Origin of the sequence: Pseudomonas atagonensis, from assembly GCF_011369485.1 — a bacterium.
GTDB classification, from domain to species: Bacteria; Pseudomonadota; Gammaproteobacteria; order Pseudomonadales; family Pseudomonadaceae; genus Aquipseudomonas; species Aquipseudomonas atagonensis.
This window is the reverse complement of sequence record NZ_VXCA01000026.1, coordinates 1-23,621: the sequence shown is the minus strand read 5'-3', so window position 1 is coordinate 23,621 and position 23,621 is coordinate 1. Positions and strand designations below refer to the sequence as shown.

The window sequence follows — 23,621 nt, the reverse complement described above, 5'->3', positions numbered from 1 at the left end:
CCACGACGAGGTCAATTCCGCCGTTTGGAGCACACCGCATGTCGACCGCTCTCAGTACACCGCTCAGCATCAGCAAACCCTGGCTCGCCGGCCTGATCACCAGCCTGCTGTTTCTCATTGTCTGCCTGAGTTGGGGCACCACGTGGCTGGGGATCAAGATTGCCGTCGAAAGCGTGCCGCCGCTGACCGCTGCCGGGCTGCGTTTTCTGATCGCTTTTCCGCTGTTTCTGAGCTTCGCCGTGTTACGCAAGGAACCCCTGCTGTTCCCACGCCAGAGTCGCTGGTTTTTTGTGTTTGTCACGCTGTCGTATTTCAGCCTGCCGTACTACTTGCTCAACTATGGCGAGATGCATGTGTCATCCGGCCTGACCGCGCTGCTGTTCAGCTGCATGCCGGTGTTTATTCTGCTGTTCTGCGCGCTGTTTCTACGCGAAAAAATCTACCCGTCGCAGATGCTCGGCATCGCTATCGGTTTCGCCAGTCTGTTCATGATTATCCGCAGCCAGGGTCTGCACCTGGATCACGCCGAATGGCTGGGGGTACTGGCGATTCTGTGCGCGGCGGTGATGCATGCGCTGTGCTACGTGGTGACCAAAAAACACGGCAGCGCGATCAGCGTGATCACTTACAACACGCTACCGATCGGCATTGCCGGGGCGATGTTATTTATTGTCGGACTGGGCGTAGAGGAACCGGTATTCCACGACGTCACGGCGCGTTCGTGGGGTGCGCTTTTCTACCTCGGGCTGGTCGCGTCAGTCGGTGGATTCATCGTTTACTTTTTGCTGCTCAAGCGCCTGAGCCCGATCATTCTGTCGTTCGTGTTTATCATTTTCCCGGTCTTCGCCGTGATCATCGGCGCCTGGTACGAGGGGCAAACCCTGTCCCGGGAACTGATGATCTATTCGGCGATTTTGTTGAGCGGTTTTGCGATCACCAAATTGCCTGTGGAAAAGTGGTTCAGATGACCCACTTATCCACAAAGCGATTGACCGGAGTCGCCTCAAGCGCTGCCTGATCCTTGCACAAGGCAAAAATCTCGGCACTGCGCTGGCCGGTGAAACGCGTGGCCAGATTGGCCCTGAATTTGGCTTCCAGCAACGCAATGCCTTCGGCGCGGCGACGACGATGGCCGATCGGGTATTCCACCACGACATTTTCAGTGCTGCTGCCATCCTTGAAGAACACCTGCACGGCGTTGGCAATCGAGCGTTTGTCGGGTTGCAGATACTCGCGGGTGAAACGCGGGTCTTCGACGATGACCATTTTCTCGCGCAGCACATCGATGATCGGATGGGCCTTGTGGAATTCGTCCTCGTACTGCTCGGCCACCAGATTGCCGAACGCCAGCGGCACAGCGGTCATGTATTGAATGCAGTGGTCGCGGTCGGCGGCATTCGCCAGCGGCCCGACCTTGGAAATGATGCGGATCGCCGATTCGTGGGTAGTGATGACGATCCGGTCGATCTCGTGCAGACGATTGCGCACTTGTGGATGCAGTGTGACGGCGGCTTCGCAAGCGGTTTGCGCGTGGAATTCGGCCGGAAAACTGATTTTGAACAGCACGTTCTCCATCACGTAACTGCCGAACGGGCGCGAGAAACTGAAGGCCCGTTTACCCTCCGGTTTCAACGCCAGATCGTTGTTGGTGTGGCTGAACAGCACGTCATAAAACCCCCACTGTTTTGCCGTCAGAACACCGGGAATGCCCATCTCGCCACGCAGGGCGATGTCGGCCAGACGCACGCCACGGCTCGACGCATCCCCCGCCGCCCACGACTTGCGCGAGCCGGCATTCGGCGCATGCCGATAAGTGCGCAACGCCTGACCATCAGCGAACGCATGGGACAGCGCCGACAGCAATTGCTCGCGACTGGCGCCCATGAGTTTGGCGGTGACGGCCGTCGAGGCGACTTTCACCAGAATGACGTGATCGAGTCCGACGCGGTTGAAGGAGTTTTCCAGAGCGATCACGCCTTGAATCTCGTGGGCCATGATCATCGCGTCCAGCACATCCCGAATCGTCAGCGGCGAGTCACCGTGAGCAATGCGTTTTTGCGAGAGATGATCGGCCACGGCGAGAATAGCGCCGAGGTTGTCGGACGGATGCCCCCACTCGGCGGCGAGCCAGGTGTCGTTGTAGTCCAGCCAGCGCACGATGCAGCCGATGTCCCACGCGGCCTTGACCGGATCGAGCCGATACGGCGTGCCCGGCACCCGCGCACCGAACGGCACGACGGTGCCTTCGACGATGGGGCCAAGGTGTTTGGTGCATTCGGGAAAACGCAGCGCCAGCAGGCCACAGCCGAGGGTGTCCATCAGGCAGTTGCGGGCGGTATCGAGGGCTTCGGCAGATTCGGTTTTGAAGGTGAGGACGTAATCGGCGATGTCCTGCAGGACACGGTCGTAGTCGGGGCGGTTGTTCAGGTCGACATTGGCGCTCATTGCGGTTCTCCTGGTGGGGAATGATGAGTGGTGGGGTCTTCCTCAGGGGCTGATTGGTTTTTTTTGTTTAGAGCAGATCGTGGGTGTCTGCATTGGGGTGTTTCGTCAGTTGGATTGTTGCCCTCACCCTAGCCCTCTCCCGGAGGGAGAGGGAACTGACCGGGATGATCTTTCGGGATACACCGACCTGAAAGTGTCTCTGTGAATCCATAATCGCCGAGATGCTTCAGGTCGATGTATCCCGCAAAACACCTCGGTCGGCCCCCTCTCCTTCCAGGAGAGGGCTGGGGTGATGGAGCTCTTGATCTTAAAAGGAGTCGCCAGGAACGCGCACGTAACCTTCCATCAAAACCCGCGCACTGCGGCTCATGATCGCTTTCTTCACAACCCACTCACCGTTTTCCAGACTGGCCTCGGCGCCCACGCGCAGGGTTCCGGACGGATGCCCGAAGCGCACGGCGTTGCGTTCAACACCGCCGGCCGCGAGGTTTACCAAAGTGCCAGAGATGGCCGCCGCCGTGCCAATCGCCACCGCCGCCGTGCCCATCATCGCGTGGTGCAATTTGCCCATCGACAAGGCGCGTACCAGCAGATCCACGTCGCCGGCGCCAACCGATTTGCCGCTCGACGCCACGTAATCCGCAGGTTTGGCGACAAACGCGACTTTCGGCGTGTGCTGCCGTTTTGCCGCTTCATCCAGATTGGCAATCAGGCCCATGCGCAACGCGCCGTAAGCGCGAATCGTCTCGAACATCTGCAGCGCTTTCGGATCGCTGTTGATCGCACTCTGCAGCTCGGTGCCGGTGTAACCGATGTCTTCGGCGTTGACGAAAATCGTCGGAATCCCGGCATTGATCATGGTCGCCTTGAAGGTGCCGACACCCGGCACTTCCAGCTCATCGATCAGGTTGCCAGTGGGGAACATTGAGCCACCGCCGCCCTCTTCTTCCGCCGCCGGGTCCATGAATTCGACCTGCACTTCGGCCGCCGGGAAGGTCACGCCGTCGAGTTCGAAATCACCGGTTTCCTGCACTTCGCCGTTGGTGATTGGCACGTGAGCGATGATGGTCTTGCCGATGTTGGCCTGCCACACGCGAACCACCGCGACACCGTTGTGCGGAATGCGGCTGGCATCGACCAGACCGTTGCTGATGGCGAACGAACCGACCGCTGCCGACAGGTTGCCGCAGTTGCCGCTCCAGTCCACGAACGGCTTGTCGATGGACACCTGACCGAACAGGTAGTCGACGTCGTGATCGGCCTTGATGCTTTTCGACAGGATCACGGTTTTGCTGGTGCTGGAGGTGGCCCCCCCCATGCCGTCGATCTGCTTGTCGTACGGGTCGGGGCTGCCGATTACCCGCAGCAGCAAGGCGTCGCGGGCCGGACCGGGAATCTGCGCCGCCTCGGGCAGATCCTTGAGACTGAAAAACACGCCTTTGCTGGTGCCGCCGCGCATGTAGGTGGCGGGGATTTTTATCTGTGGTGCGTGAGCCATGAGTGCTCCTTCAAAACGACCAAAGGACTCGTCATCCCTTGGTCGCTTAATATGATTTAAACGGCAACCGCCGACTCTTCGAGGAAGTCCTGAGCGAAGCGTTGCAGCACGCCGCCGGCCTCGTAGATCGACACTTCTTCGGCGGTATCCAGACGGCAGGTCACCGGCACTTCGACGCGTTCGCCGTTCTTGCGATGGATCACCAGCGTCAGGTCGGCACGCGGCGTGCGCTCACCAATCACGTCGTAGGTTTCGCTGCCGTCGATGCCCAATGTTTTACGGTCGGTGCCCGGCTTGAATTCCAGCGGCAACACGCCCATGCCCACCAGGTTGGTACGGTGAATGCGCTCGAAACCTTCGGCGGCGATCGCTTCCACACCCGCCAGACGCACGCCTTTGGCCGCCCAGTCGCGGGACGAACCCTGACCGTAATCAGCGCCGGCAATGATGATCAGCGGCTGCTTGCGTTCCATGTAGGTCTCGATGGCTTCCCACATGCGCATCACTTGGCCTTCCGGCTCGACACGGGCCAGCGAGCCCTGCTTGACCTTGCCGTTTTCCACGACCATTTCGTTGAACAGTTTCGGGTTGGCAAACGTTGCGCGCTGCGCAGTCAAGTGGTCACCACGGTGGGTCGCGTACGAGTTGAAGTCCTCTTCCGGCAGGCCCATTTTCGCCAGGTATTCGCCGGCGGCGCTGTCGAGCATGATCGCGTTCGACGGCGACAGGTGATCGGTAGTGATGTTGTCCGGAAGCACCGCCAGCGGGCGCATGCCCTTGAGCGGCCGCGCTCCGGCCAGCGCGCCTTCCCAGTAAGGAGGACGGCGGATGTAGGTACTCATCTCGCGCCAGTCGTACAGCGGCGTGACTTTCGGGCCAGTGTCTTCGTGGACGGCGAACATCGGAATGTAGACCTGTCGGAACTGCTCGGGCTTGACCGAAGACTTCACCACCGCGTCGATTTCTTCGTCGCTCGGCCAGATGTCCTTCAGGCGGATTTCCTTGCCGTCGACCACGCCGAGCAAGTCTTTTTCGATGTCGAAACGAATGGTGCCGGCAATGGCGTACGCGACCACCAGCGGCGGCGATGCGAGGAACGCCTGCTTGGCGTACGGGTGGATGCGGCCATCGAAGTTGCGGTTACCGGACAACACAGCGGTGGCGTACAGATCGCGGTCGATGATCTCTTGCTGGATCACCGGATCGAGTGCGCCGGACATGCCGTTGCAGGTGGTGCAGGCGAAGGCGACGACGCCGAAACCGAGCTGCTCCAGCTCCGTGGTCAGCCCCGCTTCGTCGAGGTACAACGCGACGGTTTTTGAGCCTGGCGCCAGCGAGGACTTGACCCACGGCTTGCGGGCCAGCCCGAGCTTGTTGGCGTTGCGCGCCAGCAGGCCGGCAGCGATCACGTTGCGCGGATTGCTGGTGTTGGTGCAACTGGTGATGGCGGCGATGATCACCGCACCGTCGGGCATTTGCCCCGGTACGTCTTGCCACTGGCCGGCGATGCCTTTGGCCGCCAGATCCGATACCGCGACACGGGCGTGCGGGTTGCTCGGGCCGGCCATGTTGCGCACCACCGAGGACAGATCGAAGGTCAGACCGCGCTCATACTGCGCGCCTTTCAGGCTATCGGCCCACAGGCCGGTGGTCTTGGCGTAGTGCTCGACCAACTGTACTTGCTGGTCTTCACGACCGGTGAGTTTTAGATAATCGATGGTCTGCTGGTCGATGTAGAACATCGCTGCGGTGGCGCCATATTCCGGGGCCATGTTGGAGATGGTCGCGCGGTCGCCGAGGGTCAGCGCAGCGGCGCCTTCGCCGAAGAACTCCAGCCATGCGCCGACGACTTTCTGTTTGCGCAGGTACTCGGTCAGCGCCAGCACCATGTCGGTGGCGGTGATGCCCGGTTGCAGCTTGCCGGTCAGTTCGACGCCGACGCTTTCTGGCAGGCGCATCCACGACGCGCGGCCGAGCATCACGCTCTCGGCTTCAAGCCCACCGACACCGATGGCGATCACGCCCAGCGCATCAACGTGCGGGGTGTGGCTGTCGGTGCCGACGCAGGTATCCGGGAATGCCACACCGTCGCGCACCTGAATCACCGGAGACATTTTCTCCAGGTTGATCTGGTGCATGATGCCGTTGCCCGGCGGGATCACATCGACGTTCTTGAACGCCTTCTTGGTCCAGTTGATGAAGTGGAAACGGTCTTCGTTGCGACGGTCTTCGATGGCGCGGTTCTTCTCGAACGCCTGCGCGTCAAAACCGCCCGCTTCCACGGCCAGCGAGTGGTCGACGATCAGTTGCGTCGGCACCACCGGGTTGACCTGCGCCGGGTCGCCACCCTGCTGGGCAATCGCGTCGCGCAGGCCGGCCAGATCCACCAGCGCAGTCTGGCCGAGAATGTCGTGGCACACCACGCGGGCCGGGAACCAAGGGAAGTCGAGGTCGCGTTTGCGCTCGATCAATTGCTTGAGGGAATCGGTCAGCGTGGCCGGATCGCAGCGACGCACGAGGTTTTCCGCCAGCACGCGAGAGGTGTACGGCAGGGTGTCGTAGCTGCCGGGCTGGATCGCATCGACAGCCGCGCGGACATCGAAAAAGTCCAGCGGCGTGCCGGGCAGGTTCTTGCGAAATTCTGTGTTCATCGGGTCAGGACTCGGGTCACGGTAATTACAAAAGGCAAGCGTTGCACCAGTACTGGATTCAACTCGGTCAACTGTGGGAGGGGGCTTGTTCCCGAATACGGTGTGTCAGTCAATGACGTGTCGATTGATACACCGCTTTCGGGAGCAAGCCCCCTCCCACTAGGGTTTCCGGTTTATCCAGTTACCTGTGTGGCAGCTTCACCATTCAGCGACGTTCGATTGGCACGAACTTGCGCTGTTCGACGCCGGTGTACTCGGCGCTTGGACGAATGATGCGGTTGTTGGCGCGCTGTTCGAACACGTGCGCGGCCCAGCCGGTCAGGCGCGAACAGACGAAGATCGGCGTGAACAGCTTGGTCGGGATGCCCATGAAGTGGTACGCCGAGGCATGGTAGAAGTCGGCGTTGGGGAACAGTTTTTTCTGTTCCCACATGGTTTTGTCGATGGCTTCCGAAACCGGGAACAGCACCTTGTCACCGACTTCGTCAGCGAGTTTTTTCGCCCAGCCCTTGATCACTTCGTTACGTGGATCGCTGTCCTTATAGATCGCGTGGCCGAAGCCCATGATCTTGTCTTTGCGCTCGAGCATGCCGAGGGTGCCTTTGATCGCCTCTTCCGGCGACGAGAAGCGCTCGATCATTTCCATCGCCGCTTCGTTGGCGCCACCGTGCAGCGGGCCGCGCAGCGAGCCGATGGCTGCGGTGACGCAGGAATACAGGTCGGACAGGGTCGAAGCGCACACGCGAGCGGTGAAGGTCGAGGCGTTGAACTCGTGCTCGGCGTAGAGGATCAGCGACACGTTCATCACTTTGACGTGCAGCTCGCTCGGCTTCTTGTCGTGCAGCAGGTGCAGGAAGTGGCCGCCGATGGTTGGCTCGTCGCTTACACAATTGATGCGTTTGCCGTCGTGGCTGAAGCGATACCAGTAGCACATGATCGCCGGGAACGCGGCCAGCAGGCGGTCGGTCTTGTCGTGTTGCTCGGAGAAATCTTTCTCCGGCTCGATGTTGCCCAGGAACGAGCAACCGGTGCGCATCACGTCCATCGGGTGGGCGTCGGCGGGGATGCGTTCGAGCACTTCTTTCAGCGCTTGTGGCAGGTCGCGCAGCTTGCTGAGTTTGCCTTGATAGTCGGCGAGTTGTGCCTTGCTCGGCAGTTCGCCGTAGAGCAGCAGGTATGCCACTTCTTCAAACTGTGCGTCTGCCGCCAGTTCGCGCACGTCGTAGCCGCGATAGGTCAGCCCGGCACCGGCCTGGCCCACGGTGGACAGTGCGGTTTGCCCGGCAACCTGGCCCCGGAGCCCGGCGCCACTGAGTACTTTTGCTTCAGCCATTGTTGTCTCCAATCTTGAATTTGTTAGGGAGTACGGTTGCGGCTTACTTCTTCGCCGCAAACAACGCGTCGAGCTTCTGCTCGAAGGTGTGGTAATCGATGCGATCGTAGAGCTCCATGCGAGTCTGCATGGTGTCGATGACATTTTGCTGGGTGCCGTCGCGGCGGATCGCGGTGTAGACGTTTTCCGCAGCCTTGTTCATCGCACGGAACGCCGACAGCGGATAAAGCACCAGCGACACGTCAGCGCCGGCCAGTTGCTCGGTGGTGTACAGCGGCGTCGAACCGAACTCGGTGATGTTGGCCAGGATCGGTGCTTTCACGCGGTTGGCGAACAGCTTGTACATTTCCAGCTCAGTGATGGCTTCCGGGAAAATCATGTCGGCGCCGGCCTCGATGCACGCGGCGGCGCGATCCAGTGCCGATTCCAGACCTTCCACCGCCAGCGCGTCGGTGCGCGCCATGATCACGAAGCTGTCGTCGGTGCGGGCATCGACGGCGGCCTTGATGCGGTCGACCATTTCCTGCTGGCTGACGATCTCTTTATTCGGGCGATGACCGCAGCGCTTGGCGCCGACCTGATCTTCGATATGAATCGCCGCTGCGCCGAACTTGATCATCGACTTGACGGTGCGCGCGACGTTGAACGCCGAGGAGCCGAAACCGGTATCGACATCCACCAACAGCGGCAGGTCGCAGACGTCAGTGATGCGGCGCACGTCGGTCAGCACATCGTCCAGCCCGGTGATGCCCAGGTCCGGCACGCCGAGGGAACCTGCGGCCACCCCGCCACCGGACAGGTAAATCGCCTTGAAACCGGCGCGTTTGGCCAGCAGCGCGTGGTTGGCGTTGATCGCGCCGACCACTTGCAATGGATGCTCGCTGGCGACCGCGTCGCGGAAACGCTGGCCGGGAGTGTTCGGGTTGGAACTCATGACTCACCTCGTTCAGTGGCTGTCTTATTGGGGGCGCCGTCCTGGTAATGACGAGCGATGTTGCGTTTCGAGGCGCCGATGTGACGGCGCATCAGCAATTCCGCGAGCTCGCCGTCACGGTCGGCGATGGCATCGAGAATGCGGTGGTGTTCGGCAAAAGCCTGACGCGGGCGATTCGGCGTGGTGGAAAACTGGATGCGGTACATGCGCACCAGTTGATACAGCTCACCGCAGAGCATCTGCGTGAGCGTGCGATTGCCGCTGCCCTGGATGATCCGGTAGTGAAAGTCGAAATCGCCTTCCTGCTGGTAATAGCCAACGCCGGCCTGAAACGCGGCGTCGCGCTCGTGGGTTTCCAGCACCCGGCGCAGTTCGTCGATTTCCTCGACGCTCATGCGCTCAGCCGCCAGACGGCAGGCCATGCCTTCGAGGGATTCGCGGATTTCGTAGAGTTCGAGCAATTCGGCGTGGCTTAGCGAGACCACTCGCGCGCCGACGTGCGGCACGCGCACCAACAGGCGCTGGCCTTCCAGGCGATGGATGGCTTCGCGCAGCGGCCCACGGCTGATGCCGTAGGTGCGCGCCAGTTCCGGCTCGGAGATCTTGCTGCCCGGGGCGATCTCGCCTTTGACGATGGCGGCCTGAATGCGCCGGAAGACGTTTTCCGAGAGCGTCTCGGAATCGTCGCCGCTGATGACCGGGGGATCGAGTTGATCCAGCATGATTGTCGACACCTTCAAATCCAATGCGGCAAAAACTAGCCAATTAGCCCGCATCAGTCAAAGGATAAATAGACATTGTCGACAATCGTCTAATAACCCACTCCGACAGCCCCAAGGGTTATAGACCCGCTCGGGCGCTGGCGCCATAAAACCACCGTGCTAGAATGCCGCCCGCATTTGCTGGCCATTTGTACGGCTTGTCATAAAAAGCTGATAGGCACACGCAGGGCTTGCGCAAGCATTGCCAAGGACCTGAACCGACAACGGAACGCTGCGCACCAGGATTTATGAGACTCAAGCCCTTTCCCACTTTTTTTGCTCTGTTTTGCCTGCCCGGCCTCGCTGCGGCGGGGGAAAAAACCGTGTATGGCCTCAACGAATACGCCTCCCTTGATGGCATCAATCTGGAAGTCGCGGCCAAACTCGACACCGGCGCGAAAACCGCGTCGCTGAGTGCCCGCGACATCAAACGCTTTAAACGCAACGGCGAATCCTGGGTGCGCTTTTATCTGGCCATCGACGCCGCGCATTCGCACCCGATCGAACGGCCGCTGGCGCGGGTCAGCAAGATCAAGCGCCGCGCCGGCGATTACGATCCGGAAGAAGGCAAGAAGTACACCGCCCGTCCGGTGATCGAGCTTGATATCTGCATGGGTTCGGCTTTACGCAGTATCGAAGTGAACCTGACCGACCGAAGTGCGTTCCAATACCCGCTTTTGATTGGCTCCGAAGCGCTGAAACGCTTCGATGCGCTGGTCGACCCCAGTCTTAAATACGCTGCCGGCAAACCCGCCTGCACCATCGCCGCTCATACCGCCGAGTAATTTCCATGCGTTCTCTAACCTTCCACCTGAAAATCCTGATCACCATTCTGGTGCTTCTGGGCGTTTCGGTTACGGCCTATCAGATTTTCGTGCTCGGCATCCCGGTGACCGAAGACGCCACCGACGACTTGTGGAACATCGACGCCAAGGTCGAGTTCGTCGCCAGCACCAAGGATCCGGTGAAGATCCAGATGTTCGTGCCGCCCCTGAGCCGCGACTACGTCAGCCTCAACGAAAGCTTCATTTCCAATAATTACGGCGTGGCGGTGAACCGCGTCGACGGCAACCGCAAGGTCACCTGGTCGGCACGCCGGGCCAAGGGCAACCAGACCCTTTATTACCGTCTGGTGCTGACCAAGCGTTACACCGCCGAAAAAACCAAGATCAAAGGCCCGACCTTCCGTGACAGCATGGCCATCGAAGGCCCGGAAAAAATCGCCGCCGAAGCCTTGCTCGCGCCGATTCGTCAACACTCCGCCGACGTCGAAACCTTTATTGGCGAGGCGATCAAACGCGTCAACAACCTCAACGACGACAACGTCAAACTGCTGCTGGCCGGCGATCCGTCGACGCCGCACAAAGCCAAAATCGTCGAACTGCTGCTGTCCATCGCCCACGTACCAGTGGAAAAAGTCCACACCATCCGCCTCGTTGCCGATCAGCCGCAAACCCCGGAACTGTGGCTGCGCAGCTTCAACGGCAACGACTGGCTGTACTTCAACCCGGAAACCGGCGAGCAAGGCCTGCCGACCGACCGCCTGCTGTGGTGGACCGGCGATGAAAACCTGATCACCGTCGACGGCGGCAAGAAAGCCAACGTGACCTTCAGCCTGAACAACAGCGAGATGAACGCGATTCGTCTGGCCAAGCTGACCGACGAAAACACCGACGCCAATTTCCTCGAATACTCGCTGTACGGCCTGCCGCTGCAGACCCAACAGACCTTCATGATCATGGTGATGATCCCGATTGGCGTGCTGGTGATCCTGATCCTGCGCAACCTGATCGGCCTGCAGACGCTCGGCACGTTCACCCCGGTACTGATCGCCCTTGCCTTCCGTGAAACGCAACTGGGCTTCGGTATTTTGCTGTTTACCGTGATCACGGCGCTGGGACTGTCATTACGTTCGTATCTGGAACACTTGAAGCTGCAAATGCTGCCGCGACTCTCGGTGGTGTTGACGTTCGTGGTGGTGCTGATCGCGGCGATCAGCCTGTTCAGCCACAAACTCGGTCTGGAACGCGGCTTGTCCGTGGCGCTGTTCCCGATGGTGATTTTGACCATGACCATCGAACGCCTGTCGATCACCTGGGAAGAACGCGGTGCCAGCCATGCGATGAAAGTGGCGATTGGTACGTTGTTCGCGGCGTCCCTGGCGCACCTGATCATGACCGTGCCTGAGCTGGTGTACTTCGTGTTCACCTTCCCGGCAATCCTGCTGATTCTGGTCGGCTTCATGCTGGCGATGGGTCGCTATCGCGGCTACCGCCTGACGGAACTGGTGCGTTTCAAGGCTTTCCTGAAGAAGGCTGACGCCTGATGTTCGGTTTCTGGAAGACCTGGAAGGCTCTGGAGGCGCGGGGCATCATGGGTATCAACCGGCGTAACGCCGACTACGTGCTCAAGTACAACAAGCGCAGCCTGTACCCGATCGTCGATGACAAGATCATCACCAAGGAACGCGCGATCAAGGCCGGCATTCACGTGCCGGAACTGTATGGCGTGATTTCCACCGAGAAGGAAATCGACAAGCTCGGCGAGATCATCGGCGGGCGCAGCGACTTCGTGATCAAGCCGGCGCAGGGGGCTGGCGGCGACGGCATCATCGTCGTCGCCGACCGCTTCGAGGGCCGCTACCGCACGGTGTCGGGCAAGATCATTGCCCACGAAGAGCTTGAGCATCACATCTCGAGCATTCTCACCGGCCTGTATTCGCTGGGCGGCCACCGCGACCGTGCGCTGATCGAATACCGCGTGACTCCGGATCAGATTTTCAAAAGCATCAGCTACGAAGGCGTGCCGGATATCCGCATCATCGTGCTGATGGGTTACCCGGTGATGGCGATGTTGCGTCTGCCAACCCGGCAGTCCGGCGGCAAGGCCAACCTGCACCAGGGCGCCATTGGCGTCGGTGTCGACCTGGCGACCGGTCTGACATTGCGCGGCACCTGGCTGAACAACATCATCACCAAACACCCCGACACCACCAACGCGGTGGACGGCGTGCAACTGCCCTATTGGGACGGTTTCATGAAACTCGCCGCCGGCTGCTATGAGCTGTGCGGCTTGGGGTATATCGGCGTAGACATGGTGCTCGATCAGGAGAAGGGCCCGCTGATTCTGGAACTGAATGCACGGCCGGGGCTGAATATCCAGATTGCCAACGACTGCGGGCTGACCTTGCGCACCCATGCCGTAGAAGCGCGGCTGGAAGAGCTTAAGGCGCGTGGGGTGACTGAGTCGGTTGAAGAGCGGGTGGCGTTTACTCAGGAAATGTTTGGGCATATTCCTGCGGTCGAGGGCTGACTTCCCTTTCATGATCGTTCCCACGCTCCGCGTGGTAACGCCGCCATGGACGCTCCGCGTCCACTGTGACGCGGAGCGTCACGGGATGCATTCCCACGCAGAGCGTGGGAACGATCAATCAAGTCGCGTGATCCTGCCGCCAATCTGCCAATCCCCGACATCCCCTCTAGGAGCAATTCCCGCAGAGGACTACAATCCCCACCCCGCCTCAATGGCCGATCTGCCCCGCCCATGTTGACCTGTTCCGTACACCCGCTGCCCTATCGCGCCAATCCCGCCGACTATTTCGCGGCCATCCGCCACGTTCCTGGCGCCGTGCTGCTCGACAGTGGCCGGCCGAGTGCCGACCGTGGTCGATATGACTTGCTCAGCGCCTGGCCGCTCGATCAATTGGCGGTGTTGCCGGACGAAAGCGGTGGCCACTTCCTGCAACGCCTGCGCGACAATCTGAATCGCTTGGGCGAGGCTGATTTGCCTATAGGTTACGAGTTGCCGTTTGCTGGCGGTTTGATCGGTTACCTGAGCTACGATTTCGGCCGGCACCTGGAGAATTTGCCGAGTCAGGCCCGAGATGACCTGCAACTGCCGGATGCACGGTTTGGCTTGTATGACTGGGCGCTGATCAGCGATCACCAGACCGCGACCAGCCAATTGGTGTTTCATCCATCGGTGGATGATATTCAGCGACGACGCCTGATCAAACTTTTCTCTGAAGCGGTCTCGCCCCCGCTGACACCGTTCAGATTGAACAACCCGATGACCGCCGATCTCTCGGCTGACGACTACCGCCAGGCCTTCGAGCGCATTCAGCACTACATTCAGGCCGGTGACTGCTATCAGGTCAACTTCGCCCAGCGTTTCCGCGCGCCCTGCGAAGGCGATCCGTGGCTGGCCTATTGCGCGTTGCGCGAAGCGTGCCCGACACCTTTTTCCGGGTTCCAGAGCCTGCCCGAGGGCGGCGCAGTGTTGAGTCTGTCGCCGGAGCGCTTCGTCAAGGTCAGCCAGCGTCAGGTGGAAACCCGCCCGATCAAGGGCACCCGCCCGCGTGGCGCTAACCCGGACGAAGACGCCGCGAACGCCGCCGCACTGCTGGCCAGCCCCAAGGATCGCGCCGAGAACCTGATGATCGTCGACCTGCTGCGCAACGACCTCGGGCGCACTTGCCGCATCGGTTCGGTGCGGGTGCCGGAGTTGTTCAGCCTGGAAAGCTATCCGAACGTGCATCACCTGGTCAGCAGCGTGACGGGTGAACTGGCGGACGATCGCGACGCCCTGGATCTGATCGCCGGCAGCTTCCCCGGCGGCTCGATCACCGGCGCGCCGAAGATTCGCGCGATGCAGATCATTGACGAACTGGAGCCGACCCGGCGCGGCTTGTATTGCGGTTCGTTGCTGTACCTGGACGTGCGCGGCGAAATGGACAGCTCCATCGCCATTCGCAGTCTGTTGGTCAAGGATGGGCAGGTGTGCTGCTGGGGCGGCGGCGGGATCGTCGCGGATTCGGACTGGCAGGCGGAGTATCAGGAGTCGATTACTAAAGTGAAGATCCTGCTGGAAACCCTGCAGAACCTTTAAAAGCTATCGCGAGCAGGCTCACTCCTACATTTGGAATGCGTTCCTTTGTAGGAGTGAGCCTGCACGCGATGGCGTCTTTTCAGACGACTACAAACTCAACTCTCTACTAGAAGCTTTCAAGAATTCCTGCTTCAACTCGGCAAAGGTGTGCACGGCAGGGAATTGTGGGAACTCGCGAATCACGTTGTCCGGCGCATGGAACAGAATCCCGGCGTCCGCCTCGCCCAGCATTGTCGTGTCGTTGTACGAGTCGCCGGCCGCAATCACCCGGTAATACAGGCTCTTGAACGCCAGTACCGACTGACGTTTCGGGTCTTTCTGACGCAATTGATAGCCGGTCACCCGCCCGGCTTCATCGGTGATAAGGCGATGGCAAAGCAGCGTCGGGAAGCCCAGTTGACGCATCAGCGGCTGGGAGAATTCATAAAACGTGTCCGACAGAATCACCACCTGAAAGCGCTCGCGCAGCCAGTTGACGAACTCCACTGCGCCGTCCAGCGGCTTCAGCGTGGCGATCACTTCCTGAATATCCGACAGCTTCAAACCATGTTCATCGAGGATGCGCAGACGCTGCTTCATCAGCACGTCGTAGTCGGGAATGTCCCGGGTGGTGGCCTTGAGGGATTCGATTCCGGTTTTTTCGGCGAAGGCGATCCAGATTTCCGGCACCAACACCCCTTCAAGATCCAGGCAAGCAATTTCCACAAGACACTCCCGTTTGTATTGATTATTTGAGTCGAGCGAGGCCGAACTCTAGCGACTCAATTCCAGTCGCGCAACGCACAGCACGCCCCGAGCGCTGCAGCTTTTTGTTACCATCGGCCCCATATAGAGCGCCCAGCGCCACTGACCTGTAGGAAGCCGCCCTGATGAGTGCAACGTTCGACGTCGTGGAACTCGCCACGACCTATGCCAACAAATCCGCGCAAGACATTCTCAAACTCGCCTTTGCCGAGTTCGGCGATGACTTGTGGATCTCTTTCAGCGGCGCCGAGGATGTGGTGCTGGTGGACATGGCCTGGAAGCTCAACAAGAACGTCAAGGTGTTCAGCCTCGACACCGGCCGCCTGCACCCGGAGACCTACCGTTTCATCGATCAGGTACGCGAGCACTACAAGATCGACATCGAACTGGTGTCGCCTGACTACACGAAACTGGAACCGTTCGTGAAGGAAAAAGGCCTGTTCAGTTTCTACAGGGACGGCCACGGCGAATGCTGCGGCATCCGCAAGATCGAGCCGTTGCGCCGCAAGTTGTCCGGCGTCAAAGCCTGGGCCACCGGCCAGCGCCGCGACCAGAGTCCGGGCACCCGCAGCGCCGTGGCGGTGATGGAAATCGACACCGCGTTCTCTACGCCTGAGCGCACCCTGTACAAGTTCAACCCATTGGCGCAGATGACCAGCGAAGAGATCTGGGGCTACATCCGCATGCTGGAGCTGCCGTACAACAGCCTGCATGAACGCGGTTTCATCAGCATCGGCTGCGAACCCTGCACCCGTCCGGTTCTGCCAAACCAGCATGAGCGCGAAGGCCGCTGGTGGTGGGAAGAAGCGACGCAAAAAGAATGCGGGCTGCACGCCGGTAATATCATCAGCAAGGCGTAAATCACTGCCACGATGATTCCCCTTTGTAGCGACTCGAAAAATGTGTACACACGAATGTCACCATCGGTGCCATTTATGTGTGCACTTTTTTGTTTCCGCGCCCTGAAAAGTTACATCCCTTCCGAACGCTCTTTCCTTTTGCCTCGCCCTCAAAACCCCCGCAAAAAATAAATACCTGCTCAACCGGTCAACTTATATCGCTTTTATTTCAGTCACTTAGTGCCAATCGATAACTTTTCGAAATGAACAGCGCTGGCGATAGATCGATGACTGGCACAAATCTGGCTTTAGTGCATACATGTTTTGTATACAAAACTGCAAAACATAAACACTTTCGATCCGCAAGCCTGAAGCGCCCTATCCCGTACAGGCTGCAGATGCCCCGTAACCAGTGATGTTTTCATTGCCGCGACGAAGATTTGTCGAGCCGGGCGGCTCATGCACAGTCATCGCGGCACTGAACATCAGGAGCCTGCCGGAATGCGTACAAGTCTCTCCAATAACATCGCGCTGAATCTGCCCGCCTCTGCCCTCGATCAACCGTTACCCCATGACGGACTGACCGAGCCGTTACAACTGAGCCCACGCCTGCACAACAGTGATCTGGCGCCAACCAAGGCCGAAGGCCGGCGCTGGGGCAAGTACAGCATCTTCGCCCTGTGGACCAATGACGTTCACAACATCGCCAACTACTCGTTCGCCATCGGTCTGTACGCCCTGGGCCTCGGTGGTTGGCAGATTCTGCTGTCGCTGGGGATCGGCGCGGCGCTGGTGTATTTCTTCATGAACCTGTCCGGTTACATGGGACAGAAAACCGGGGTGCCGTTTCCGGTGATCAGCCGGATCAGTTTCGGTATACACGGCGCGCAGATCCCTGCGTTAATCCGGGCCGTGATCGCCATCGCCTGGTTCGGCATACAAACGTATCTGGCGTCAGTGGTTTTCCGCGTATTGCTCACTTCCGTGCATCCGGGCTTTGCCGAGTACGACCACAACTCGATTCTCGGCCTGTCGACGTTGGGCTGGGTGTGCTTTGTGGCGATCTGGTTCGTGCAACTGGCGATCCTTGCCTACGGCATGGAAATGGTTCGTCGTTACGAAGCCTTTGCCGGACCGGTGATCTTGCTTACCGTCGCAGCCCTCGCCGCGTGGATGTACTTCCAGGCCAACGCAACCATTGCCTGGTCGATCCGTGAACCGCTGACCGGCGGCGAGATGTGGCGCAACATTTTTGCCGGTGGCGCATTGTGGCTGGCGATCTACGGCACGCTGATTCTCAACTTCTGCGACTTCGCACGCTCGTCACCCTGCCGCAAGACCATCAAGATCGGCAACTTCTGGGGCTTGCCGGTGAACATTCTGGTTTTCGCCGCGATCACCGTGCTGCTCTGCGGCGCGCAGTTTCAGATCAATGGCCGGATCATCGAAAGCCCGACTGAAATCATTGCGTCGATTCCCAACACGTTCTTTCTGGTTCTGGGTTGCCTGGCCTTCCTGATCGTCACCGTCGCGGTGAACATCATGGCCAACTTCGTCGCCCCGGCGTTCGTCCTCAGCAACCTCGCGCCGAAATACCTGACCTTCCGCCGTGCCGGGCTGATCAGCGCGACCATCGCCGTGTTGATTCTGCCGTGGAATCTCTACAACAGCCCGTTGGTCATCGTGTATTTCCTGTCCGGTCTGGGCGCCCTGCTCGGCCCGTTGTACGGCGTGATCATGGTCGACTACTGGCTGATCCGCAAAGGCCGGATCAACGTCCCGCAGCTCTACAGCGAAGATCCCAATGGCGCTTATTACTACAGCCGAGGCGTCAATTTCCGTGCGGTAGCGGCGTTCATTCCTGCAGCGCTGATCGCCATCGTCCTGGCACTGGTGCCGGGCTTCCACAGTGTCTCGCCGTTCTCCTGGCTGATCGGCGCGGGAATCGCCGGAATGCTTTACCTGATCATCGCCAAACGTCAGCCGCACTACGCCGACGTCAGCGGCGAGTCCATCGCCGTCGACAACGTCTGCCATTAATCCCCTTCGCGGCCCGGACTTCGGGCCGCAGAACTGCCCGCTATAAGGACTTCACATGCGAATTCTCGTGGTCAACGTCAACACCACCGAGTCCATCACTCAGGCCATCGCTCGCTCGGCGCAGGCTGTCGCTTCACCGGGTACCGAAATCGTCGGCCTGACACCGCACTTCGGCGCTGACTCGATAGAAGGCAATTTCGAAAGCTATCTGGCCGCCATCGCCGTTATGGATCGAGTGATGTCTTACGATCAGCCGTTCGATGCGGTGATTCAGGCCGGTTACGGCGAACATGGCCGCGAAGGTTTGCAGGAATTGCTCAACGTGCCGGTGGTCGATATCACTGACGCGGCGGCGAGTACGGCGATGTTTCTCGGCCACGCGTATTCGGTAGTCACCACGCTGGATCGCACCGTACCGCTGATCGAGGATCGCCTGAAACTGTCCGGTCTGTGGGATCGCTGCGCCTCGGTGCGAGCCAGCGGTCTGGCGGTGCTTGAGCTGGAGCATGAACCGCAGCGGGCGCTGGAAGCCATCGTGCATCAGGCTGAGTTGGCGGTGACGCAAGACAAGGCCGAAGTGATTTGCCTGGGCTGCGGCGGCATGGCCGGGCTGGATGAGCAGATTCGTCGGCGCACCGGAGTACCGGTGGTGGACGGAGTGACGGCAGCGGTGACAATTGCGGAATCGCTGGTGCGCCTGGGATTGTCGACGTCGAAGGTGCGGACTTATGCAACGCCCCGGCCGAAAAACATCATTGGCTGGCCGGGGCGATTTGCCCGCTAGACAGCGTTATCGTTCATCGCGGGCAAGCCTCGCTCCCACAGATTATGAGTTGCCCACACATTTTGTGTGCCACGCGAGACCTGTGGGAGCGTGGCTTGCCCGCGATGGCCGCGCCTCGGTTTCAAGCCAGATTCAGATAGCACTGAACCGCTGAGCCAGTCCCTGCTGCGCAAACTGCCCAATCACAAAATCCACAAACGCCCGGGTCTTGCCCGGCAACAATTTGTGCTCGGCGTAGTAGATCGAAATGTTGCCATCATCGACAAACCAGTCCGGCAAGACCCGCTGCAACGATCCCGCCTCAAGATACCCCACCGCAAACGGCATGCTCACCAGCGCAATGCCCAAGCCCTGCGCCGCTGTCCTGCAAGCGGCCTCGGAATCGCTCATGGTCATCCGCGCCTTGAGCATCAACGGGCGACAATTCTGTGGATTGCGCCCGACTAATTGCCAGGAACGCACGCGCCCGGTTTGTGGCGAGCGGATCAAAATGCCGTCGTGATGGTTGAGGTCTTCCGGCTCGACGATATTCGGATTGGCCTGCAGATAATCGCTGGACGCCACCAGGATCCGGTGCGCCGGGCTCAACTTGCGCGCGATCACACCTTGCGGCAGCTCGAAACCACCACCAATGGCGGCGTCGAACCCCTGCCCGATCAGATCGACCTGTCGATTATCGAAATGCCAGTCCGGATTGATCGCGGGAAATCGTCGCAGAAACTCACCGAGCATCGGCACGATGTGCAGGCATCCAAAGGCTGCACCCATGCTGACTTTCAGCGTACCCGCCGGCAGCCCTTCAACACTGGACAGGTTGGCCACGGCATTTTGAATGGTCGTCAGGCTGCCACTGACCTGATTCAGGAACAGATGCCCGGCCTCGGTCAGCGTCAGGCTGCGTGTACTACGCTGGAACAGCCGTACACCGAGCCGCCCCTCAAGCTTCGCCACACTTTTGCCGACGGCTGCCGGGGTCAGGCTCAAACGTCGGGCGGCCTCGGCGAAGCTGCCGACTTCGGCGCTACGCACGAAGCATTCGATACTGCTGAAAGTTTCCATGATCGCCACTATAAACTTCTGGTTTACACAGACTATAGCAATCATGGTCTACACGGTTGTCGATGCGAGGCCGATACTCGGTTCCAACAACAAGGCATTCCGCCTTGAAACATCTGGAGATCGAACATGACCACTCAACACCTCAGCGGTAAAGTCGCTCTGATTCAAGGCGGCTCTCGGGGCATCGGTGCCGCCATCGTCAAACGCCTGGCCGCTGAAGGCGCAGCAGTAGCCTTCACTTACGTCAGCTCCACCGCCAAAGCCGAAGCGTTGCAAAACAGCATCACCGCCAACGGCGGCAAGGCTCTCGCCATCAAGGCCGACAGCGCTGACGCCGCGGCCATTCGCCATGCGGTCAGCGCAACGGTTGAAGCTTTCGGTCGACTCGACATTCTGGTCAACAACGCCGGTGTGCTGGCCGTCGCGCCGCTGGAAGACTTCAAACTTGAAGACTTCGATCAGACCCTGGCAATCAACGTACGCAGCGTCTTCATCGCCTCGCAGGAAGCCGCCAAACACATGGGCGAAGGCGCACGGATCATCAACATCGGCAGCACCAACGCCGACCGCATGCCCTTCGCCGGTGGCGGTGTGTATGCGATGAGCAAATCGGCACTGGTCGGCCTGACCAAGGGTCTGGCACGGGATTTGGGCCCACGCGGCATCACCATCAACAACGTGCAGCCTGGCCCGGTCGACACCGACATGAACCCGGCCCACGGTGACTTTGCCGAAAGCCTGATCCCGCTGATGGCGGTGGGTCGTTACGGTAAAGCCGAAGAGATCGCCAGCTTCGTCGCTTACCTTGCAGGCCCGGAAGCGGGCTACATCACCGGTGCCAGCCTGACCATCGACGGCGGTTTCGGCGCCTGATCTTTCCACGTCGCCAGAACGAAAAACGCCGCCCCTCTTTCAACAGAAGGGCGGCGTTTTTTTGTTCAGGTTGTTTAAGCCCAATCCAGCGCCGGCAAACCACAGGCGCTCGGGGTGAACGCTTTCAACGTACGAAGAATCCCGTCGGCGTGTGCGTACTTTTCATCGGCCATGGCGGCGTCCGGAATGGCGATGGCGGTCATTCCTGCGGCTTTGGCCGCCGTGACGCCAAACGGCGAATCCTCGAACACCAGACAATCCTCGGGGGCAACCCCCAGACGCCGGGCCGCCGTAAGGAAAATGTCCGGCGCCGGTTTGGCTGCACCGACTTCCGGGTCGTCCGCCGTGACGATGAAATCGAACAGCGCAAACCAGTCGCGGTGCAACGTGGTTTTCTGGCCAAACGACTGTCGCGACGAACTGGTGCCCACGGCGATCGGAATGTTGTGCGCCTTGAGGTGGCGAATCAGCTCTTCAGCGCCCGGCATCGCTTGCGCGGTGGGGAAGCGCTCGCGCATCAAGGGTTCGCGAATGACCAGAAACTCTTCAGCGGTGATCGGCAACTCCAGCGCCTTTACCACGTAGTTGGCCAGATCGTTGGCGCCACGACCGATGATGTTCTGCTTGACGCTCCAGTCGAAGGTACGCCCGTAACGCTGGGCAATCAGCGAGGTGACCTCGGTGTAGATGCCCTCGGTGTCCAGCAGCAAACCGTCCATATCGAAAATCACGGCCTTGATCGGGCCGAACGCCTTCAGCGGTGCATTCATCATCGGATCCGTTTTCAAAGACATCCCGGGCGACGCCTGGCGCCGCTGCTCGGATCTGATTAAAGGGTTCAGCAGCATAACGAGCGTGGCAGACATTGAGCAACGGGCAATGTCCATTGAGCCGATGAACAACTCGCCAGCATTTAGCGAAACGTCCTACAGGTAGTTCCTACTTGCCCGACTTCTTTCCTGTTTGATCCCCCGCAAAGTCCTCGCACCTTTTTCCATGTGCGCGAGTGACAGCGAATGCTCCAAACCGATCGGCTTCTGGCACTGAACAACAGCATCGGTCTGCTGGTGGTTGCCGCGCTCAATCCCGAACACCCGGAATTCGAAAACCTGATCCGCGAATTCCGTCTGTGCCTGAACAACTACGAAGCCTGGGCCGAACAGTTCTGGAGCGGTTCGGCGCTGGATGTCGAGCAGGTGTTCAAGGTCGGCAATGACGTACACCTCAGCGCGCCGGTCAAATCGCGCCAACCCATCAGTTCAGCCGTGGTCATGTGCCCCGCCAGTGGTCCGTTGACGCTGGTGCACGTGTTCGAAGCATCGCGATTTGTCCCGATCGGCGACACACCGGTGACGCTCGAACCAGTGATTGCCGATGTCGCTGGCGTGTTGACCTTCGGCGAACCGCTGCATCACACCATCGGGCCGAGCGGCATTCTGGAAGTGACTGACTGCGATCGGGGCCAGCGTTATCGCATCACCTTCTTTCCCGATGTTTCCACGCGGCATGTGCAAGCGTTGTATGCCTCTTATGAAGCGGTGATCGGTGGCCTGGAAGAGTGGCTGCGCGGGGAATGGACGGGGTTTCAGCCGCTGTGGACGGAGTTTTCCAGCGCCGGATTTGTTGCACGATACGGTCAACTGCAACAAGCCGACTGGCGCGGATTGGAGAAAGCCCTCCACGGTGTCTGGGACGACATCAAACAATTGTTCGCCCTGTTCGCCGACTTGCAGGCCAACAGCGAAAAGCTGCTCGAGTACCTCAGCGACATCGAGCTGGACGCACTGCTGCAAGCCTCCGGTGACGCAATCGCCAACGGCCTGCTGATCCTCAGTGACGAACCCTTGCTGTTCATTCATCTGGCCGCATTCACCAGTTGGCTGAAGATGTTGCCGCCGCAGTATCTGGCCGAGGTGGTGGCTGAGGTTCGCGTCGAACTGTTGATCAGTTTTCTGTTGATGCGTGTGTCCGGCGGCGTCGGCGTGCAACTGCGCTTGAGCAGCAAAGTGCTCGACAAGATCAAGTCGCCGCGAGCCCGCGAGTGGCTGGCGGCGTCTGCCCTGCGCTTGTCCGAGCTGACCTCGACGCCGGATTTGACCGGGCATGCCGGCGTGCTGAAACCGTTGGTGGTCCATGCGCGGAATGTCGAGCTGAAACCGACGCCAGCGATCCCGTTGAATATTCGCCAGGCCGATTCGCTGGTGTTGACGGTGCCGAACCCGGCGCCCATAGCGCGGGACAAGTCGCACGCGGGCACCCGGATGGAGCGTCATGAGTCCCACGACGACGCCCCCGACCAGGCGAAAAACCCCAACGGCGACAGCGTCGATTGCGTGCCCAATACCTGCACCAACGGCTGCCCGGTGTCGATGGTCACCGGCGAAGAACTGCTGACCCTCACCGATGGCACGCTCGACGGGCGGCTGCCGTTTGAATTCACCCGTTTGTATCGCAGCAGTGCCGCCGAGATCGATATCGGGTTGGGCTTTGGCTGGAGCCATTCGCTGGCGCATCGGCTGGAGTTTGAGGGCGACTTCGTGGTCTGGGTCGACCACGAAAACCGCCGCACGCGGTTTCCGCTGCCCGGCGCCGAGCGACCGGCGATTCATAACAGCCTGTCACGGGCGGCGATTTTTCTCGGCGATGAGCCGGAAGAACTGATTCTTGCGCTGGCCGGGGACACCGCGCGGTTTTATCACTTTCGCGCCGGACGCCTGACAGCGATCAGCGATGCGTATGACAACCGTCTGCGTATTTCGCGGGATCGTCAGGA

Annotated in this window: 19 protein-coding genes; 10 read left to right on the top strand and 9 right to left on the bottom strand. The window is 60.0% G+C overall.

What is annotated here, in order from left to right; all coding sequences use genetic code 11:
- The first annotated feature begins 38 nt into the window (after positions 1–38).
- Complete coding sequence (locus F2P67_RS18490) at positions 39–968, top strand: DMT family transporter (RefSeq protein ID WP_166222300.1); 930 nt, start codon at positions 39–41, stop codon at positions 966–968.
- Here F2P67_RS18490 and prpD read toward each other — a convergent pair.
- The 6 genes from prpD to F2P67_RS18460 form a co-directional block, all read right to left on the bottom strand.
- Entirely contained in the window at positions 961–2,445 is a 1,485-nt protein-coding gene (gene prpD / locus F2P67_RS18485; protein ID WP_166222298.1) for a 2-methylcitrate dehydratase, read from the bottom strand. The two genes, F2P67_RS18490 and prpD, sit on opposite strands and share 8 nt — an antisense overlap.
- A gap of 307 nt (positions 2,446–2,752) precedes the next feature.
- Entirely contained in the window at positions 2,753–3,943 is a 1,191-nt protein-coding gene (gene prpF / locus F2P67_RS18480) for a 2-methylaconitate cis-trans isomerase PrpF (protein ID WP_166222296.1), read from the bottom strand.
- A gap of 56 nt (positions 3,944–3,999) precedes the next feature.
- A complete protein-coding gene (gene acnD, locus F2P67_RS18475; protein WP_166222294.1) occupies positions 4,000–6,594 on the bottom strand; it encodes a Fe/S-dependent 2-methylisocitrate dehydratase AcnD in 2,595 nt (864 codons plus the stop codon).
- Positions 6,595–6,799: 205 nt separating this feature from the next.
- Positions 6,800–7,927: a bifunctional 2-methylcitrate synthase/citrate synthase gene (prpC, locus tag F2P67_RS18470; RefSeq protein ID WP_166222292.1), complete on the bottom strand. Its 1,128-nt coding sequence runs from the start codon at positions 7,925–7,927 to the stop codon at positions 6,800–6,802.
- 43 nt (positions 7,928–7,970) lie between these two features.
- Positions 7,971–8,861, bottom strand: coding sequence for a methylisocitrate lyase (prpB, locus tag F2P67_RS18465; protein ID WP_166222290.1), 891 nt, complete (start codon positions 8,859–8,861; stop codon positions 7,971–7,973).
- A complete protein-coding gene (locus F2P67_RS18460; protein WP_178120942.1) occupies positions 8,858–9,580 on the bottom strand; it encodes a GntR family transcriptional regulator in 723 nt (240 codons plus the stop codon). Before F2P67_RS18460 ends, prpB begins: the two co-directional genes overlap by 4 nt.
- Before the next feature lie 290 nt (positions 9,581–9,870).
- Between F2P67_RS18460 and rloA the strand changes: the two genes are divergently transcribed.
- From rloA to pabB, 4 genes are all read left to right on the top strand, one after another.
- Entirely contained in the window at positions 9,871–10,407 is a 537-nt protein-coding gene (gene rloA, locus F2P67_RS18455; RefSeq protein WP_007916436.1) for a retropepsin-like aspartic peptidase RloA, read from the top strand.
- Between the two features lie 5 nt (positions 10,408–10,412).
- Entirely contained in the window at positions 10,413–11,948 is a 1,536-nt protein-coding gene (rloB, locus tag F2P67_RS18450; RefSeq protein ID WP_166222287.1) for an osmotic stress tolerance membrane protein RloB, read from the top strand.
- Positions 11,948–12,934: an alpha-L-glutamate ligase-like protein gene (locus tag F2P67_RS18445; RefSeq protein WP_103303866.1), complete on the top strand. Its 987-nt coding sequence runs from the start codon at positions 11,948–11,950 to the stop codon at positions 12,932–12,934. Before rloB ends, F2P67_RS18445 begins: the two co-directional genes overlap by 1 nt.
- Before the next feature lie 231 nt (positions 12,935–13,165).
- Positions 13,166–14,509: an aminodeoxychorismate synthase component I gene (gene pabB, locus F2P67_RS18440; protein WP_166222285.1), complete on the top strand. Its 1,344-nt coding sequence runs from the start codon at positions 13,166–13,168 to the stop codon at positions 14,507–14,509.
- Between the two features lie 87 nt (positions 14,510–14,596).
- Here the strand turns inward: pabB and thrH are convergent, their stop codons facing one another.
- Positions 14,597–15,214 carry a bifunctional phosphoserine phosphatase/homoserine phosphotransferase ThrH gene (gene thrH, locus F2P67_RS18435; protein ID WP_166222283.1) on the bottom strand — a complete coding sequence of 206 codons (618 nt, stop codon included), beginning with the start codon at positions 15,212–15,214 and terminating at the stop codon, positions 14,597–14,599.
- Between the two features lie 164 nt (positions 15,215–15,378).
- Here thrH and F2P67_RS18430 point away from each other — a divergent pair, with 164 nt between their 5' ends.
- From F2P67_RS18430 to F2P67_RS18420, 3 genes are all read left to right on the top strand, one after another.
- Positions 15,379–16,113, top strand: coding sequence for a phosphoadenylyl-sulfate reductase (locus F2P67_RS18430; protein WP_166222281.1), 735 nt, complete (start codon positions 15,379–15,381; stop codon positions 16,111–16,113).
- 480 nt (positions 16,114–16,593) lie between these two features.
- The gene (locus F2P67_RS18425) at positions 16,594–18,132 is read left to right on the top strand and encodes an NCS1 family nucleobase:cation symporter-1 (protein ID WP_166222279.1); all 1,539 of its coding nucleotides are present in this window, start codon (positions 16,594–16,596) and stop codon (positions 18,130–18,132) included.
- A 55-nt stretch (positions 18,133–18,187) separates the two neighbouring features.
- On the top strand, positions 18,188–18,916 hold the full coding sequence (locus F2P67_RS18420; protein WP_007988885.1) for an aspartate/glutamate racemase family protein: 729 nt from the start codon (positions 18,188–18,190) through the stop codon (positions 18,914–18,916).
- Positions 18,917–19,048: 132 nt separating this feature from the next.
- Here the strand turns inward: F2P67_RS18420 and F2P67_RS18415 are convergent, their stop codons facing one another.
- On the bottom strand, positions 19,049–19,975 hold the full coding sequence (locus F2P67_RS18415) for a LysR family transcriptional regulator (RefSeq protein ID WP_166222277.1): 927 nt from the start codon (positions 19,973–19,975) through the stop codon (positions 19,049–19,051).
- 126 nt (positions 19,976–20,101) lie between these two features.
- On the opposite strand from F2P67_RS18415, the gene F2P67_RS18410 reads away from it, so the two are divergent.
- Positions 20,102–20,848 (top strand): 3-oxoacyl-ACP reductase family protein, encoded by a 747-nt coding sequence (locus tag F2P67_RS18410; protein ID WP_166222275.1) that lies wholly within the window; start codon positions 20,102–20,104, stop codon positions 20,846–20,848.
- A gap of 74 nt (positions 20,849–20,922) precedes the next feature.
- Here the strand turns inward: F2P67_RS18410 and F2P67_RS18405 are convergent, their stop codons facing one another.
- The gene (locus tag F2P67_RS18405) at positions 20,923–21,618 is read right to left on the bottom strand and encodes an HAD-IA family hydrolase (protein WP_166222346.1); all 696 of its coding nucleotides are present in this window, start codon (positions 21,616–21,618) and stop codon (positions 20,923–20,925) included.
- Between the two features lie 246 nt (positions 21,619–21,864).
- Here F2P67_RS18405 and F2P67_RS18400 point away from each other — a divergent pair.
- Positions 21,865–23,621: DUF6531 domain-containing protein (locus tag F2P67_RS18400; RefSeq protein WP_246226524.1), on the top strand; the 1,757-nt coding region annotated here is incomplete at its 3' end.

Excerpts from the sequence above, each read along its gene's own strand:
- F2P67_RS18490 (WP_166222300.1), top strand. The coding sequence starts at position 39 with ATGTCGACCGCTCTCAGTACACCGCTCAGCATCAGCAAACCCTGGCTC.
- prpD (WP_166222298.1), bottom strand. The coding sequence starts at position 2,445 with ATGAGCGCCAATGTCGACCTGAACAACCGCCCCGACTACGACCGTGTC.
- prpF (WP_166222296.1), bottom strand. The coding sequence starts at position 3,943 with ATGGCTCACGCACCACAGATAAAAATCCCCGCCACCTACATGCGCGGC.
- acnD (WP_166222294.1), bottom strand. The coding sequence starts at position 6,594 with ATGAACACAGAATTTCGCAAGAACCTGCCCGGCACGCCGCTGGACTTT.
- prpC (WP_166222292.1), bottom strand. The coding sequence starts at position 7,927 with ATGGCTGAAGCAAAAGTACTCAGTGGCGCCGGGCTCCGGGGCCAGGTT.
- prpB (WP_166222290.1), bottom strand. The coding sequence starts at position 8,861 with ATGAGTTCCAACCCGAACACTCCCGGCCAGCGTTTCCGCGACGCGGTC.
- rloA (WP_007916436.1), top strand. The coding sequence starts at position 9,871 with ATGAGACTCAAGCCCTTTCCCACTTTTTTTGCTCTGTTTTGCCTGCCC.
- rloB (WP_166222287.1), top strand. The coding sequence starts at position 10,413 with ATGCGTTCTCTAACCTTCCACCTGAAAATCCTGATCACCATTCTGGTG.
- F2P67_RS18445 (WP_103303866.1), top strand. The coding sequence starts at position 11,948 with ATGTTCGGTTTCTGGAAGACCTGGAAGGCTCTGGAGGCGCGGGGCATC.
- pabB (WP_166222285.1), top strand. The coding sequence starts at position 13,166 with ATGTTGACCTGTTCCGTACACCCGCTGCCCTATCGCGCCAATCCCGCC.
- F2P67_RS18430 (WP_166222281.1), top strand. The coding sequence starts at position 15,379 with ATGAGTGCAACGTTCGACGTCGTGGAACTCGCCACGACCTATGCCAAC.
- F2P67_RS18425 (WP_166222279.1), top strand. The coding sequence starts at position 16,594 with ATGCGTACAAGTCTCTCCAATAACATCGCGCTGAATCTGCCCGCCTCT.
- F2P67_RS18420 (WP_007988885.1), top strand. The coding sequence starts at position 18,188 with ATGCGAATTCTCGTGGTCAACGTCAACACCACCGAGTCCATCACTCAG.
- F2P67_RS18415 (WP_166222277.1), bottom strand. The coding sequence starts at position 19,975 with ATGGAAACTTTCAGCAGTATCGAATGCTTCGTGCGTAGCGCCGAAGTC.
- F2P67_RS18410 (WP_166222275.1), top strand. The coding sequence starts at position 20,102 with ATGACCACTCAACACCTCAGCGGTAAAGTCGCTCTGATTCAAGGCGGC.
- F2P67_RS18405 (WP_166222346.1), bottom strand. The coding sequence starts at position 21,618 with ATGAATGCACCGCTGAAGGCGTTCGGCCCGATCAAGGCCGTGATTTTC.